A 14,340-nucleotide genomic window follows, 5' to 3' on the forward strand; every position below is an offset into this window, starting at 1 on the left:
CGGCTCTTTACATCCGCGGCGGGCGTCTCTATGTCCACCAGCACCGGAAGAACCGAGACAGAGAAGCAGGAAAATGCGAGCGGAAATCGAAAACGTGGTCGATGAAACCAAGCAGGCTATCACCCTGCTGAGGAGGCATCTTTGACTGGGACCAGGCGATAAGACGGCTGGACTGGTTGAACAACAAGGCAGAGGATCCGACCCTCTGGAACGATGCGCAGGAAGCCCAGAAGCTGATGCGCGAGCGCCAGCAGCTCGATGACGGCATCAATGGCGTCAAGCAGCTGGAACAGCAGCTGAATGACAATATAGAGCTGATCGAACTCGGCGAGGAAGAGGGCGACGAAGGGGTCGTCAAGGAAGCCGAGGATACGCTGAAGGCCTTGAAGGCCGAGGCCGCCCGCCGCCAGGTGGAAGCCATGCTCTCCGGCGAAGCCGATAGCAACGACACCTATCTCGAAGTCCATTCCGGCGCCGGCGGCACCGAGAGCCAGGACTGGGCGAACATGCTGCTGCGCATGTACACCCGCTGGGCCGAACGCCAGCGTTTCAAGGTCGAGCTTCTCGAAGTCCATGACGGCGAAGAGGCGGGCATCAAATCCGCGACCCTGCTCGTCAAGGGACACAATGCCTATGGCTGGCTGAAGACGGAATCGGGCGTGCACCGGCTGGTGCGCATCTCGCCCTACGACAGCAACGCGCGTCGCCACACCTCCTTCTCGTCGATCTGGGTCTATCCCGTGGTCGACGACTCGATCCAGATCGAGATCAACGAAGGCGATTGCCGCATCGACACCTATCGTTCGTCGGGCGCCGGCGGCCAGCACGTCAACACCACCGACTCGGCCGTGCGTATCACGCATATGCCGACCGGCATCGTCGTGCAGTGCCAGCAGGAGCGTTCGCAGCACAAGAACCGGGCCAAGGCCTGGGACATGCTGCGCGCCCGCATGTACGAAGCCGAGCTGAAGAAGCGTGAGGACGCCGCAAACGCCGAAGCCGCCTCCAAGACGGATATCGGTTGGGGCCACCAGATCCGCTCCTACGTGCTGCAGCCCTATCAGTTGGTCAAGGATATGCGCACCGGCGTCGCCAGCACCGCGCCGGACGACGTGCTCGACGGCGAACTCAACGAGTTCATGGAAGCGGCCCTTGCCCACCGCATCAGCGGCGCTGCCGACGCGGTCGTCGACGACGTGGATTGACAGACAAAAGCAAGATTAAGACGAGAAAGCCCCGGAGACGGGGCTTTTTTGATGCTCAGGCCATCGCTTTGACGGTGCTGTCCTGGAACAGCGCTGCCGACAGATCGGCAATCTCGTCGTGGATGGCGGCGCGCTCGATATCAGGAGGATCGGTAAAGAGCTCTGCCGCAAAGGCCAGGCCGAGGGCGGTACCTTCAGGCACGAAGACATAATGCCCAAGCCCGCCGCCGAAGATTTTAAGAGAACTGCGCCGGAGCCGCGCATGCAGCCATGCAGAACATTCTTCGGCCGGTGCCGCCTTGTCGGCATCGCCGACCAGAATGAGGGCGGACGCGTCGACGGCTTTCAGGCTTTCCTCGCTGAAACCGAAAATGGAGCGGCCCGGCGCGCACAGGAGTGCGGCCTTGATTCTGTCGTCCCGGTAAGACTTCGACATGCGCGACCATGAATGGCGAAAGACATCGCTGGTGCGAAGCAAGGTCGGGACGTGATCGGCAAGGTCGGGAAATTCCCTTGGTCCGCGCGCCCCGCCCGGCTTCATCCTGGATGGGTCGAACTGCGAAAACTGGGCGACAGCGCCGAGAAGCAGCATCACGCTATAGGCTCCGGCCGAAAATCCGGATGCGAACACGCGGGTGGTATCGATATGAGAGGAGAGATCGCCGAGCCAGTCATCGCGGCGGTCGAGCATGAAGCTCAGATCCGGCGCCCGCTCCCAAAGGCAGGCAAAGCCTTCGGCGCGATAGGGCTCGTTGCCGGTATTGCCGTGATGGTTGACGCCGAGCGCTGCAAATCCGCGCTCGGCGAGCCGTCGCGCCAGCCACTCCAATCCCGCCGCGGATCCGCCGGTGCCATGCGACAACAGGACGAGGGGATAGGGCCCGGCCTCAGGCCGGATGGCTGCGTCGCGGGCGACGACCGCCTTCTTGAACCAGCTTCTTTCCGCCGTATCGTTTTCCAGCGCCGCGTCGGCTGCCGGATACCACAGCGACCAGCTGATGGGTCTGGGGCCGTCTGCGTCCCAGTTCGATCTGTTGTCGTCGTAAAGGACGCCGTCGCGGAAGCCGAGTTTCATTTCTTCAGCACCTTCCCGAACGGATCCTCGCGGTTCAATTCGTCGCCTTCTGGACGGTGATGTCGCCGAATTCGTCGATCAGCACGGTCCAGCCATCCGGCTCGGCATTGGGATCGGTCTTCAGATAAATCGTGGCGAACAACCCGGGTTCCTTGATAATGCCGTTCGAATTTTCGGGGCGGATATCGGTAATATAAGGCTTGAGTTCGCTGATTTCCTGCAGCTCGACGGTAGAAGCGATCGTCGGGCCGGTCTCGGTCTGGGCAATCTGCTGCAAATAGACCTTCGAGGTCCTGTCTGCCTGGCGCACGGCAAAGAGCTTGTAGTAGCCGTGGCGTTGCGTGGCCTTTGCCTGCGGGTTGGCAACGCTCTCGGCGGCTGTCGGCGCCCGCTCGACATCAGGTGCGTTGCCGTCATCCTCCCAATAGCCGGTGCTGGTCGCAAAAATCACCGATGCCGGCAGGATGGCGTCCTGCGCCGGCAAGGCTGCGGCCGACCATCCGATGAGGAAAACGGTGGTCATCAATATCCGTCGCAATGCCATCGTCTCAATCCTTGAACTGCTCGGCGAGAATACGGTCGGACCAGGAGCGGTCGGGATCGGACAGGATGCGTGCCGTCATATGCTCCGACTGGGCGATGCGGACATGCAGCACCGATTTGACCTCGGTATTGTCGGCCACCGCATTCACCGGCCGCTTCACCGGCTCGAGCACGTCGATATCGACGGTCACCTTGTTCGGCAGCAGTGCGCCTCGCCAGCGGCGCGGCCTGAAGGCGCTGACCGGCGTCATGGCCAGCAGCGGCGCCTCGAGCGGCAGGATCGGGCCATGGGCGGAGAGATTATAGGCCGTCGAGCCGGCGGGGGTCGCGACCATCAGCCCGTCGCAGATCAGTTCCTCCAGGCGGACGCGCCCGTCCACCGTCACCCTCAGATTCGCCGCCTGATAGGACTGGCGGAAAAGATAGACCTCGTTGATGGCGAGCGCCGTCGAATTGGTGCCGTCGGCATTGGCCGTCGTCATCTGCAACGGCCGGAAGACGTTTTCAACGGCGTCGCAGATGCGCTGCTGAAGCTGGTCGGTGCGATAGTCGTTCATCAGGAAACCGACCGAGCCGCGATTCATGCCGTAGACCAGCTTGCCGGAGTTCATGGTGTTGTGCAGCGTCTGCAGCATGAAACCGTCGCCACCGAGCGCAACGATGACATCGGCATCGTCGGCCGGCACGTCGCCATAGATGCGAATCAACTCCTCGCGCGCGGCGAGCGCCTCCGTCGTTGGCGAGGCGATAAAGGAAAGCGTCTGAAATGAACGGCCCATGCAATGCCCTTTGTGAAGCTGCCCTAGCTAACGGATAAAAGGCTGGCGCGACAAGGACGTTTTCTATTACCAGGCGTTTGAGCGGCGGCCGACCTGTCCGCACAGACACGAATTTTCCTTTACAGAACCATAGAATCTGCTAGTTGGGCACCTATTGCCCTTGTAGCTCAGTTGGTAGAGCACCTGATTTGTAATCAGGGGGTCCCGGGTTCGAACCCTGGCGGGGGCACCATAAAAGCCTTATATTCCAAGGCTTCCAAGCACTAACTCATAAAACGCACTTTACAGTCTTTCCAGCATTTTACGATTCATGCTCATTTCGTTCCACGGCTGATGGCGTCGATTACTTCCTCGCCAGCCAGATAATGACGCCTGATAATCGCGTCCGCTTCCTCCGCAGAATGCCCGGAAATCTCCGCGATCAGCTTGATTTTCTCATCGTGCGATCGGTCAAGGTGCGCATAGGCATAGGTGATCGCCGTGCCGCGCAGATCGTGGAACGTCACGCCCGTTATCTTCAGACGGGCCATCTCCTTCCGCCATGAAGACTTGAACCCGCTCGAGGTCCAGTTCTGGCCGAACGAGTTCACCAGCACGCGCTGCCGGCCGTTTTCCTTCGCATCCCGCAGGATCGGCACGATATCTGGCGCGGCGCGCACGCGCACCCTCGCTCCCGTTTTCCCCTGCTTGATAGACACCCGCTCGCCATCGAAGGCGATCATCGGCATGGTCAGCAGATCCTTTTGCCGCTGCATTGTCCATAGCGCGACCTGGGCCACGTTTCTGATGTGCGGCGCGCCCTTGGTCAGCAGGGTGTTGATCTGCTCCATCGACCAGATCTCATCGCGCCTGGTCCCTTCATGCAGATGCTCGACGCGCTCCAGCGGGTTCCGAAGGATTGTCTCATTGTCCTTCGCCCACGCGAAGACCCTCCCCAAAAGCCCAAGATGCATGTCAGCGGAGCGAGGGGCATCCTTCATGGTGTCTCGCCATGCCAGGAAGAGCTTTCGGCTTCCTCGGGCTTCTATGGCCGAAATAGGGAATGTCTCGTATTCGGCCCGGATCGCCCCAAACATCCGCTCATAATCCTTGCGAGTGTTTGGTGCCAAAGCCTTGTATTTCGCCGTTGAGCGGAATTCGTCGATCAGAGAGCCGATGGTGCCCGAAACCGCGTTTACCGGCCGGTCGCGCGTGAGGCGCACATATTCCTGGGTAAAGGCTTTCGTTCCCGGCTTCGCCTTTATCCGCGGCGCTCCCTTGCCGCGCCAGGCGTAGTAATAGGTCGCCTCGCCGCCGCCGGCCAGTTTGACCTTGACCTTATGCACGCCCACGAGCTTGCCTTCCATTCTGCCAGTCCCTCAAAGCCTTCTCAGCGGTGTCTTCTTCACGATCGACCGCAGTGAAGTTCTTGGGAGCGAATTCGATTTCGCCGCCCGGGTGCATGACCACCCGGACGTTGTGCATGGCTGCGGCAGACGCAGCATCGGAGATTTCGGACTTTGTGTAAGTGCGGGCTCGGCTCATGGCGCGCTATCCACATTGTTTCCACAGGCCGCCTTATGCTTTTCATGCTCTCGCTGGCGGACGGGATCTGCGAAGGTGAAGGGCTTGTCCGCGGGGACGGGTGCGGCGTCGGACTTCAGCGCGCGGATCGCGGCCGCCTGCTGATCTCTGATCCAGTCCGAAAGATTTTTGTGCTTGCGTGGGTCCAGCCGGACGCTCGAATCTGCAATGCCTTCCTCGATCAGCTTCGCTGCCGCTTCCAGCGCAGCGTTCCGGATATCGGCTTCATTGCTTGGCATCGGCATTCCCCTTCTGCTGTGGAAGGAGGGCGGCTTCCGGGTATATCTGCACGGAGCCGGTCTCGCGCTCGCTTTCGACGCAGTAGCCGACAGGCGTAAGTTCGGTGCTGTAGAAGCCAACTACTCGACCGTTCCACGACGATCCAGACTTCTTGCTGACTCGGTCGCCAAGTTTGAATTTGCGATCAGTGTTGTCAGCCCTAAGCTTCTCTATATCCCCCTTTGCTTCCAGCAACAGCGCATCGATTTCCTCTTGGCTGCGGTCCATCCACATGGCTTCGGACATGGAGAGGAGGCGGGTGGTGATGTCGGTCATGGTGTTGCCTCCGATGCGTTGGGCTGGGCGGCGTCACGGCAATCTCTCAAAGATGAGTAGACCTTTTGCGGTGCGCCCGCATCGCCGCCATCCAGCGGCAAGAAAGCAAAATCCCGGATTGCTAGACCGTACGTCGTCCGGACTGACAAAGGTGTAATGCCTTTCACCAGGCCAGCAGTGATCAGCGACCGCGTCAGCCTGACGGACAAGCTCTGATGAGAGGTGTCTGCTTTCGTTTCGGAAGAGCGAACATTCAATGCCCTCTTCGCCGTCCGCCCTGTACTCGGCAGCTCGCCAAACAAAGACAGCGTCCCCATCATCGGTTCGCAGGACGATATGCTCTCCGGGACCAACGAACTGATCCTGTTTAGGGTTTTTGTTCCGGCATGAGTAGTGCCGCCGGAACAAGGCAATACAGGTCCGATCACCGTCTTTTGTGAGATACCAGAGCGGGTCATGCACCATCCCCTCCCTTATCTTCCAAATCCGGTGCATTCTGAGAGACAACTGGGGTTGAGGTGCATGGGTGGGTGTAAAGACCCTGCCAAATCTCGCCATCCTCTTTGTGGCTGGGTTCCTTGGTGAAGTAGTGCCAGTAGTTTTCGCCCCAATTCTTGCCTCGATACCGCCACGCCACCGGCTCCTCCACATTATCGCCGGCCTGCGGGGCGAGGGCGGAGAGGGCGGCACGGACACAGGCGTCAACTATGCGCGTGAGATAGTCCGCTAGATCGTCATTGGTGGCTTCGTAGGTCACGCAAGTGTCGATCAGGTGGTCAATGGCAACCTGACCTGCTTTGCGTATCGCAGCCTCTACGCCGCGTTCGTGATCGGTCATGGTCATGCTGCGATCCTCCGTTCCTTTATCCGCTCGTCTTCAGCTTCCTTCGCTTTGAGGAGGGCTATGCAGATTGCGAGAGGAGCCGTTTTTGAGTGGAAGCACTCGCCCTGGCATGCTGGCCAGCGAATGCCCGTGTATGGACATTTCGGCCCCTTCTTGCGGTGAACGGTCGCGCGGGCTCCGCTCTCGTCCTTCGCCGACGTCAGGTGGTTCACGAAAAGGCTGATCTTTGCCCCAGGAAGAGCAGCCTCGCAGAGTGCTATGGCCGCATCCACTGATTCCGTGTATCTCGGGCAGGCCATCTTCCTGTAGAGGTATGGGCCGTAGTTTTCAGCGCCCGGTTCAGCCAAGCCAACGATGATGTGTATGTCCTTATCCAGATATCGAGACGGGCCGGACGCCTTCTCAAGGCTTTCGATGATTTCGGCTATGCTCATGGCTTCCCCTCAGTATGCTGGTTAATGATGGCGGCCGGCGCGAAAAGCTGGCGCGGTGGCAATGGGGCGTCGACCTTAAGCCAAGCCCATGCACGACCGAGTTGAATGGAGGCAATGTGAGAATCGGACACGGCATACTTTTCTGCTAGAACCTTATTCTGAACTTTTCCTCGCAATGATCTGATATCCAGGACATCTTGTTCCGTTAGTTTTGCAGTCGCACTGCGAGTGCCTCGGCTGTCGGTTCCGTGGATGGCGCGTTCTAGCTGATTTTCGGATGAAGTCGCCCACCTCAAATGTTTTGGCGCAATGCAGGCTTCATGGCCTTTGCCGCAGGAGTGCGCGGCTTCATGCTCTGGTGTCGGTGGAGGACCGTTCACCAGTTCACAAACGTATCTAGTAGCAACTATATTTTTTCCATTATGGTGTAGGCATGTGTACCCACTTCCAGTCGTTGCGAATGGCCATGTTAAACATTCGTCACCTTCGTGTAGGAGAGCGACGTTGAAGATCCAATTTTTGATTACGCCCCTTCCGGTGCTGCCGGAATTTGGGTCGCCATATTTATACCATCGCCTATAGTGCGATCGACACATCCCGCGGACGTGCAGATTATTTCCGCATCCTTCAATCGAGCAAAAAACAGCCATTCACTTAGACTCCGTATAAAGAGGTCTTGGCGCCAAAGTCGGTTTTGGCTCTCGTGAGAGCGACTTCAAAGCTTTCGGGAAGCCGGGGCTGCGGATCTTCTGCTTCGAGGCCTTGAGCCCGTTCGCGCCGTTATAGACACGCTTGGCCTTGGCGATCGCCTTCACGTCCTGGTTGGTCTTGCCGTCTTTGCCGCGGTGGCAGCAGTCCTTCCCGAGCAACTGGCCTTCGGCGATGGTGATCTTGCGCTGCTTGTCGGCTTCGGGGCGTAGGGCTTCCGCCAGGATGTGGTCGATCTCATAGGGCTTGCCGGCGAGGACGAGCTTGCAGCGCTCACAGCAGATTTGGCCCAAGTCATTCTTGGAGCGCTCGACGATCTGCTCACGTTGGTTTCGGGTGAATTCACGGCGCGCCATGTGGATAATCCATCTTTGATGCGCGCCGGAGGAGATTTTCTGCCTGAAGAGAAGGCTTCAGGTGATATGGATTGACACAGCCTGGATTGCCGCAAAGATGATCGATCACGAGGCCATCAGGTATCGGTCCAACAAGGCACTCGTACACTGCTCTGTGGGCTTGATATCCAGTGCCGTTAAAGTTCACGGACCCGTAGCCGTTCGGTTTCTTTCCTGATTTCCACCCCCAGCAATCATCTTTCGTACCAAATTCGATACGAGGGAATAGGAACTGCATGAGATTTTCATATGCACCATGCTCTCTTAAAAACCGTCTATGATCTACATTCCCATTCTTTTTTGCCGCCGCTCTGCATAGCCTGGACGTGGTGGAACGACTGAGGCGAAGCGTCTTCGCGATCTCGTGCTGCTTAACGCCGGCACAGATGAGATCCCAACATTTTTCTACATTTTCCTCAGAGTGAAGCATTGGCCCGCTCCTCCATGATCATATCGAAGGTATGCCGCGCCGAGTTGTGGATGAGGCGCATGAGGTTGTCCAAATCGGGACGCTGGGCCTGCGCCTCGAAAGCTCCGATGAACATCGAGACGGCCATGAGCACGTCAGCGGATTTATGGCCTTCGCAGACAGCCGCAATGGCGGTGACGAGTTCTTGGTGAACGCATGCGTGGGCGTGATTGTCAGCCATTGGCCTGTTCCTCCCTTTTTGCGAGAGAGGCTGCATATGCCTCCTCGGTCCTGCGGGCGTCCGCCGCGTCAGATTTGAATTTCTGGATTGCGAGATTGCTCAGCAGCCCCTTGTCGACGAACATCCGGCATTGACCATTCGTGACGCCAAGCTTCGGGATAAGCATGTGAAGGATGCTGTCCTCGTCGTTGCAATCCCGGTAGCTATAGAGCAGGTGAGCAAGCCACACCGGGCATTCATCCTGATGAAGGCAGCGTTCGCAGAACGTCTCTTCGTAATCGATGCCTTCGGTGCCGTTGGAAAAATATCCCATGGTCACACCCCCAATTCGCTTCGAATGCGAGCAAGCCGTTCATTGGCCTGGTTGCACGAACGCAGCGCTTCCTCCTCAGCCTTCTTGAGGTCGATCTTCGCCAGATCGGCATAGTCTGACCGCATCTGGTCGGTCACCGGTATTCCGTGTTTGGTCGCGGCCTTGAATTTCGTCTGGAAATGGTATGGCCTGCCTTTCTTCTTGAATTCCTCGAAGTAGGCGTCCGCCAGATCGGATGACAGGCGCTCGGAGCGGATAGAGGCAGCATCCTCCTCGCTGGTAGCTGGAAGCATTTCTCGCCAACTACCAGAACCATCTTTGTATTCGTTGACGCGCCATTCCAGGTTGCCTTTGGCATCACCAAAGAGCGAGAGGAGCTTAGGACCGTACTCGCGCCGCTCGATCGCCTGCGCAGCCGTCAAAATGTCGTAACTGTAGAGATCCACGAAATGTGTGATCTTGCCGTCGATGAAGGCTTCGAGATGCTCAAGACCCTTGTATTTGGACAGTTTAGCGAGCCGATCCTTGACCTCGCGCTCGGCGTTAAGCGCCTCACTGAGACGCACCGAGCGCAACCGCTCCGCTTCGGCCAGTTTCTTCTCCGCAACGGCTATTTCCTCGTCTACGACGGCAACAGGGGCCTTTGACCAAAGCTCCTCCTCGAATGTGGTTTCGCCTCGGCTATATCCGTAGCCGCCATCGTAATCTTCGAACCGAAGGACTTGGCTGACGACATACACGCCGTCGACCGTGACGGCCAAAAGCTCAACACGCCGGCCGTCCTTGGTGAACAATTCCATGCCGATTTCGAAATCTGGATTGATAGCCATGTCAGCCTCCGATATCCGAGACGCCACACGACAGCACTTCAGCCATGAAGCCAAAAGCCTGTGCCGCCGTCCGCTTTGAGTTGATGACTGCCCGTGCCGCAGCAGCGAGGGATTCGAGCTTGGGCCAGTTCGCCGGCTCAATTGCGTCTTTCCAGTCCATCTCTCTGGATTCGAGGAACTGCAGTCGGCTCTCGAATGAGATCTGCTCCTGGGCAAGCTTCATGAACTTGGCGGCAGCTTCGATGAGCTTTGCCCGTTGATCGGCTGAAAGATTGGAAGCCGCCGACGCATTGGGGGCGGTAGCGTCGGCGGCTTCGGCTTCTGCATCACCATGTCGTGCCTCACTGGTAGATGCATCGGCAAGGGAGGGCGCTACAGAGGAGGGGGACTCTGTAGCGCCGGCAGACGAGGGAGAGGGGGATTGCTCGTCTGCGTCCAGCGGGAGGGAGGCGCCGCCGGATTCGTGTTTCATGTCTTCCGGCATGGTGAGGACGATTCCCTGTTCGGCGAAATGCCGCACGATGCCGTCGAGATAGTCGGTTTTCTGCTTAGTGGTCATCAGCCGCGTAACCGGCAAGTCGAGCGGTTCGGCCATGATGGCAAGCTTCTGCTCATAGGGCAGAGGCTTCACCACTTCGTCATAGCGGATTCGGAAAGCCTCGTTTTCGGCCCGCAAGATCGGAACGCCGATGGTGAGCTTGCAATAGGAGCGAGCTTCCTCTGGTGTCATGTCGCCGCGCTGCTGGGATATTTCATTCATCCACAGGCGCTGCAGCTTATTCTGCGCCGTGGTGCGGTGCTTGCCATCCGTGAGCGACAGGGTGAACGGTACAGGCCGGTTTTCGATGAGGCGTGCCGCCATAGTTCGGTCATGCTCGGTTTCGATTGTGCGGTTGATCGTGGTCATGCCGCATCCTTCTGCCCATAGCGGCGCACGCGCTCGACAAGCTCGGCAAGCTCGTCATTGAAGCGGTCGATCTCGTCGGACATAGTCTTGATGTATGCCTCGTCTCGGTAGACGCGGACGGTCAGCATGGGAAGCTTCGGCCAGTACGAGACGAAATCCCACCATTCCCGCCCGGAAACCCAGAGATTACCCTGAACCTGAGCGACGTGCTCGGGTGGCAGACGATTCCGTTCCAGCCTATCGATCTGGATTTCGGGCAGGGCAGTCTTGATCTCCAAGCCGCCGTTGTCACCGATCAGGCTATCAGGGCTAGAGCCCTTCAAGCCGTTGCGGATGAATCCGACCTGGATAGGCTCTTGGTCGGTGATGAATGCGTATTCCTTCCGGGCGATATCCTCCATCTCATGGCCGCGCTCCATATGGCCGTTGGAGAAGGAGACGTTCGGCTCGCCGGTATAGATCTCGGCGGCAAGCTCGCGCATGTATTTGCTGCGGATCTTGCCTTCCCCCTTCGCCATGACCGTCGCGAACTTGCTGGCGGTCGGGATGCCCATACGGGCAGCAAGCCATTCCGGCGAGTTCTGGTCGCAATCGAAAATCTGGAGCGTCATGCTGCGCTCCCTTGGCTGCGCTGGGTGGCGAGGTAGGCCACGCGCTGGCGAAGCGAGCCGACGACCTCGTTGAACTGCTTCAAGGGGATGTCGGTGACGGCATCGACCTTCCACCGTTCACAGAATACCGCCGTGTCAACTTCGCCCTTCTCGATAAGATCGCGGATGACAGACGCTTGTGCTTCGGTGATAAGCTTGGCGTCGTCGTTCGTCTGGTCTGCTTTGCTGCCGTCGTCATCAACCGCCGCAGCCAGGCCAAGGGCCGCCTTGAGCGTGTACCGCTGCAAATAGGTGACCGTCGATCCGATCTGTTGAATACTGTTCTTGTTGCCGCTGTCGTCACGGCCGGCCATGAGCGTGTTTTCCTCGCTGTGGCCCATCTGGTGGGAAATGATGCAGGTGACAGAGATCGGCAGGTTCGGGTCGGCCGACGTGCGATAACGCACCGACAGGCCGTTGGCGGACAGAACGGGACCGATCTGATTCATGATCGACGCCAGATCTTCGTATTGATAATTCGTGCGCCCTTTCCCGGTGGTGAAATCTACCTTCCGGTTTTTGACGATCGCCGGCATATTGGCCTTTGCCGCAGCCATCGCCGCGTCGAAAGCCTTGCGCGCCTGGTTGGCTTCCCAACGCTCTTGCAGGTTCATGAGCTGCGTAAGCGTCTCCACGCTGGCGCCGGACGACACTGCACGGTCAAGCATCTCCATCGGCGTCATAACGGCGCGAGATTGCTCGCTGGCTGCGATCTGCGCCGGGGTGTGGACTTCGACTGCATTTCCCATTTTCTTCGCCTCCATGGCTTGCTTTGCCTTCGCGACAACGCCAGTAGCGAGGCCGCCGATATGTTCTTCAGTTCCGGGGATATCGAGGAGGTCAGCCACGGCGAGTCTCCTGTGCAATGAGGTCGCGAGTTTTGAAATGCGTCTCCATCCTCGCCATGACGGTGAAGGCGAGTATCCCGCCGATCGCCCCGATAAATAGGCAGACGGCAAGCTGTGTTCTCCAAGAGATGAAGACGACAGGGGGAGGGGTGAGGGGCTTCTCGGCGCATTCACCGGTAGGGCAGGCACAGCCGCCGAAGGCTTTGATGATGCAGTCGGTCATGGCTTCGCACTCCCATCGTCTAGGAAAAATGGGCACGGCCCTAACCCACAGCGGGCACATGTGCGTGGATAACGCTGATTTTGGAAACGCAACCGAGTCGAGCAGTTCACAGGACCGGGAGACGTTGAGGCGTGTTTGGTCGGGTCTTGGCGGACGCCCACAGCAAACACCGGAGTTTCGCCGCGGAAATCAGCCCCTGTTAGGGCGACGTCTCCAGCGCAAATCGAAGCGACATGCTGGAACGGCCGAGCCGGCGCCGGCTCGGCAATCGCAGCCTGCAGACGGTCGATCGCCATCTGTACCGTGTCAGGGTCGCAGGGGAGGCCGGATAGAGCGTCGGCTTTGAAGTGCTGCAGGTAGCCTATGGCCTCGTTTATGGTGCGGCGGTTGGTCATGGATTTGCTCCAAGGACGGCGATTTGCGCCTCAAGTTCTCGAATGTGGCGGATGTGTCGGTGCATCGCTTCGTGGTGGTCTTTCCGCCGCTCACGGATGTATTCAGCGACGAAGACAGGATCGATCCGGTAAATATCGCCGTGCCGAAGGAACATCTCCGAGCCGCCGCCGATAGCGTCAGATATTGCCGTGGTGATCTGCTTGGCCCACGTTTCGAGCTTCGCATCTGCATGCTTCTCCTGCTCGTTCGCCGACACCAGATCGATCAATGCCAGGCGGATCTCGCTCGGGAGCCCTGTGTATGGGTCAAGCAGCGCGATGAGCTTATCGGCTGCGTCTGTGAGCTTGCTCATGCCGCCCTCGCTGAAACCTGAATAACCGGAGCCTTGAACCCGTCTGCGAGGCTCGCCATGACCGAAGTCGCGTAGACCTCGCCACCGACACGATCTGCTCTGCGCTGCGCCCTAGCTTGGGTCCGAAACAGCTCTGCGTCTTCTCGATCAGGAGAAAAGCCGTCGTACCTGGGGGTCTCGCATCCGTCGTAATATTCGGGCGAACCGGCGATCAGACGTTCGATGAGATAGCGCTTGGCGAATATCATGACCGGCCCTCGGATCTGCCCTGACTGAAGTGAGCGTCCACAATGCGGATCGTCTCCTCAGAGACTTCACCGAACAGCGGGTCGTGAATGGCGGATGGTTCCGAAGGCGCAGTCTCAGCCTCAAAGCGCTCTCGTTCTTCGCGGACGTATCGAGGCTGCCGCATCGAATAGGACATGCGCCGGTAGACCTCTTTCTGGGTGAGGATCTGCGCGGCCATCTGGTATCCTTCGATGCAGTGCTTCGCCGCCCATTCCTTGGCCATCCTGTCGCAATCGGCGGCAATCTTTTCGAACTGCTCGGCGTGGAGTTCGTCCCAGGCTTCACGATCTGTTATGGAGGTCATAGCTTGCCAGACTCCGGTTTGGCTGGCGGCGCGATAGTCGCCAAGACCGATTGGAACACCGGATGAACGTGGCTGTTGCCGGTCGGCGCCGTATGTCCTTCGACGCTTGAGATGGCCTCGCGGACCTTGCTAAGAAGCACCATTTCCTTGTTCGGGATGAAGCCGTCTTGGTCGCAGTCGGCGTCTGCCTTGTTGTCGAAGTAGTCCTCGCACTGAAGCAGGGCTTCAAGAACCTCAGGCGCGGCAGTCGTGAGCCCTTCGATCATATGGCGGACCATCGCCTCGGCCTGAACGGCGTCGAGCAGGTTGGTGCCAGACGGCTCATGCTTCATCGGGTGCGGGGTGTTTTCGTTGTATTCCGCCCTGAAGCTGATGCCAGCGTCGGGACGAAAGTTCTCAGGAAGCTTCCAACTGAGGAAGCGGTCAACCATGTGTTTTATCTGGTCCTTCGTCATTGCATCATCCTCGGTTCAGTTGG

General features: G+C 58.7%; 23 protein-coding genes and 1 tRNA gene. 2 read left to right on the forward strand and 22 right to left on the reverse strand.

Annotated features, from left to right (window positions below):
- The first annotated feature begins 73 nt into the window (after positions 1-73).
- Positions 74-1,205, forward strand: a protein-coding gene (gene prfB, locus ATY75_RS32130) for a peptide chain release factor 2 (protein WP_171899759.1) whose coding sequence is annotated in 2 segments (ribosomal slippage) — positions 74-142 and positions 144-1,205 — 1,131 coding nt in all. Because the reading frame shifts where the segments join, the coding sequence is not laid out codon by codon here.
- Positions 1,206-1,260: 55 nt separating this feature from the next.
- Here the strand turns inward: prfB and ATY75_RS32135 are convergent.
- The 3 genes from ATY75_RS32135 to ATY75_RS32145 are packed head-to-tail and all read right to left on the reverse strand — an operon-like array spanning position 1,261 to position 3,602.
- A complete protein-coding gene (locus ATY75_RS32135) occupies positions 1,261-2,280 on the reverse strand; it encodes a dienelactone hydrolase (RefSeq protein ID WP_088940553.1) in 1,020 nt (339 codons plus the stop codon).
- A gap of 34 nt (positions 2,281-2,314) precedes the next feature.
- Positions 2,315-2,824, reverse strand: a complete 510-nt coding sequence (locus ATY75_RS32140) for a hypothetical protein (protein WP_088940554.1) — start codon at positions 2,822-2,824, stop codon at positions 2,315-2,317.
- 4 nt (positions 2,825-2,828) lie between these two features.
- Complete coding sequence (locus ATY75_RS32145; protein ID WP_064838102.1) at positions 2,829-3,602, reverse strand: NAD kinase; 774 nt, start codon at positions 3,600-3,602, stop codon at positions 2,829-2,831.
- A gap of 156 nt (positions 3,603-3,758) precedes the next feature.
- Here ATY75_RS32145 and ATY75_RS32150 point away from each other — a divergent pair.
- Positions 3,759-3,834, forward strand: a tRNA-Thr gene (locus tag ATY75_RS32150).
- An 82-nt stretch (positions 3,835-3,916) separates the two neighbouring features.
- On the opposite strand, the gene ATY75_RS32155 is transcribed toward ATY75_RS32150, so the two are convergent.
- From ATY75_RS32155 to ATY75_RS34845, 19 genes are all read right to left on the reverse strand, one after another.
- Positions 3,917-4,948 carry an integrase gene (locus ATY75_RS32155; RefSeq protein ID WP_088940555.1) on the reverse strand — a complete coding sequence of 344 codons (1,032 nt, stop codon included), beginning with the start codon at positions 4,946-4,948 and terminating at the stop codon, positions 3,917-3,919.
- A 174-nt stretch (positions 4,949-5,122) separates the two neighbouring features.
- Positions 5,123-5,404, reverse strand: a complete 282-nt coding sequence (locus ATY75_RS32165) for a hypothetical protein (protein WP_143535373.1) — start codon at positions 5,402-5,404, stop codon at positions 5,123-5,125.
- Positions 5,391-5,639 carry a DfrB family trimethoprim-resistant dihydrofolate reductase gene (locus tag ATY75_RS32170; protein WP_348627425.1) on the reverse strand — a complete coding sequence of 83 codons (249 nt, stop codon included), beginning with the start codon at positions 5,637-5,639 and terminating at the stop codon, positions 5,391-5,393. The genes ATY75_RS32165 and ATY75_RS32170 overlap by 14 nt, the downstream gene beginning before the upstream one ends.
- 77 nt (positions 5,640-5,716) lie before the next feature.
- Positions 5,717-6,178 carry a hypothetical protein gene (locus tag ATY75_RS34385; RefSeq protein ID WP_143535374.1) on the reverse strand — a complete coding sequence of 154 codons (462 nt, stop codon included), beginning with the start codon at positions 6,176-6,178 and terminating at the stop codon, positions 5,717-5,719.
- A complete protein-coding gene (locus ATY75_RS32175) occupies positions 6,175-6,564 on the reverse strand; it encodes a hypothetical protein (protein WP_088940558.1) in 390 nt (129 codons plus the stop codon). Before ATY75_RS32175 ends, ATY75_RS34385 begins: the two co-directional genes overlap by 4 nt.
- Positions 6,561-6,998, reverse strand: a complete 438-nt coding sequence (locus ATY75_RS32180) for a hypothetical protein (protein ID WP_088940559.1) — start codon at positions 6,996-6,998, stop codon at positions 6,561-6,563. The genes ATY75_RS32175 and ATY75_RS32180 overlap by 4 nt, the downstream gene beginning before the upstream one ends.
- Before the next feature lie 650 nt (positions 6,999-7,648).
- A complete protein-coding gene (locus ATY75_RS32185; protein WP_088940560.1) occupies positions 7,649-8,062 on the reverse strand; it encodes a hypothetical protein in 414 nt (137 codons plus the stop codon).
- A complete protein-coding gene (locus ATY75_RS34945) occupies positions 8,049-8,531 on the reverse strand; it encodes an HNH endonuclease signature motif containing protein (protein WP_210199566.1) in 483 nt (160 codons plus the stop codon). Before ATY75_RS34945 ends, ATY75_RS32185 begins: the two co-directional genes overlap by 14 nt.
- Complete coding sequence (locus ATY75_RS32195; RefSeq protein WP_088940562.1) at positions 8,518-8,751, reverse strand: hypothetical protein; 234 nt, start codon at positions 8,749-8,751, stop codon at positions 8,518-8,520. Before ATY75_RS32195 ends, ATY75_RS34945 begins: the two co-directional genes overlap by 14 nt.
- Positions 8,744-9,064 carry a hypothetical protein gene (locus ATY75_RS32200; RefSeq protein WP_088940563.1) on the reverse strand — a complete coding sequence of 107 codons (321 nt, stop codon included), beginning with the start codon at positions 9,062-9,064 and terminating at the stop codon, positions 8,744-8,746. The genes ATY75_RS32195 and ATY75_RS32200 overlap by 8 nt, the downstream gene beginning before the upstream one ends.
- A gap of 2 nt (positions 9,065-9,066) precedes the next feature.
- Positions 9,067-9,894 carry a hypothetical protein gene (locus ATY75_RS32205; protein WP_088940564.1) on the reverse strand — a complete coding sequence of 276 codons (828 nt, stop codon included), beginning with the start codon at positions 9,892-9,894 and terminating at the stop codon, positions 9,067-9,069.
- A gap of 1 nt (position 9,895) precedes the next feature.
- On the reverse strand, positions 9,896-10,801 hold the full coding sequence (locus ATY75_RS35395; protein ID WP_245317675.1) for a hypothetical protein: 906 nt from the start codon (positions 10,799-10,801) through the stop codon (positions 9,896-9,898).
- Positions 10,798-11,412, reverse strand: coding sequence for a lambda exonuclease family protein (locus ATY75_RS32215; RefSeq protein WP_088940565.1), 615 nt, complete (start codon positions 11,410-11,412; stop codon positions 10,798-10,800). The genes ATY75_RS35395 and ATY75_RS32215 overlap by 4 nt, the downstream gene beginning before the upstream one ends.
- Positions 11,409-12,299: an ERF family protein gene (locus ATY75_RS32220; protein ID WP_088940566.1), complete on the reverse strand. Its 891-nt coding sequence runs from the start codon at positions 12,297-12,299 to the stop codon at positions 11,409-11,411. The genes ATY75_RS32215 and ATY75_RS32220 overlap by 4 nt, the downstream gene beginning before the upstream one ends.
- Entirely contained in the window at positions 12,292-12,522 is a 231-nt protein-coding gene (locus ATY75_RS32225; protein WP_088940567.1) for a hypothetical protein, read from the reverse strand. The genes ATY75_RS32220 and ATY75_RS32225 overlap by 8 nt, the downstream gene beginning before the upstream one ends.
- A gap of 391 nt (positions 12,523-12,913) precedes the next feature.
- Entirely contained in the window at positions 12,914-13,270 is a 357-nt protein-coding gene (locus ATY75_RS32235) for a hypothetical protein (protein ID WP_088940569.1), read from the reverse strand.
- A complete protein-coding gene (locus ATY75_RS32240; protein WP_088940570.1) occupies positions 13,267-13,518 on the reverse strand; it encodes a hypothetical protein in 252 nt (83 codons plus the stop codon). Before ATY75_RS32240 ends, ATY75_RS32235 begins: the two co-directional genes overlap by 4 nt.
- Complete coding sequence (locus ATY75_RS32245) at positions 13,515-13,862, reverse strand: hypothetical protein (protein ID WP_088940571.1); 348 nt, start codon at positions 13,860-13,862, stop codon at positions 13,515-13,517. Before ATY75_RS32245 ends, ATY75_RS32240 begins: the two co-directional genes overlap by 4 nt.
- Complete coding sequence (locus tag ATY75_RS34845; RefSeq protein ID WP_190241463.1) at positions 13,859-14,317, reverse strand: hypothetical protein; 459 nt, start codon at positions 14,315-14,317, stop codon at positions 13,859-13,861. Before ATY75_RS34845 ends, ATY75_RS32245 begins: the two co-directional genes overlap by 4 nt.
- Positions 14,318-14,340 lie beyond the last annotated feature (23 nt).

This window comes from Rhizobium sp. N122, from assembly GCF_002211295.1.
In the GTDB taxonomy this organism is placed as follows: Bacteria; Pseudomonadota; Alphaproteobacteria; order Rhizobiales; family Rhizobiaceae; genus Rhizobium.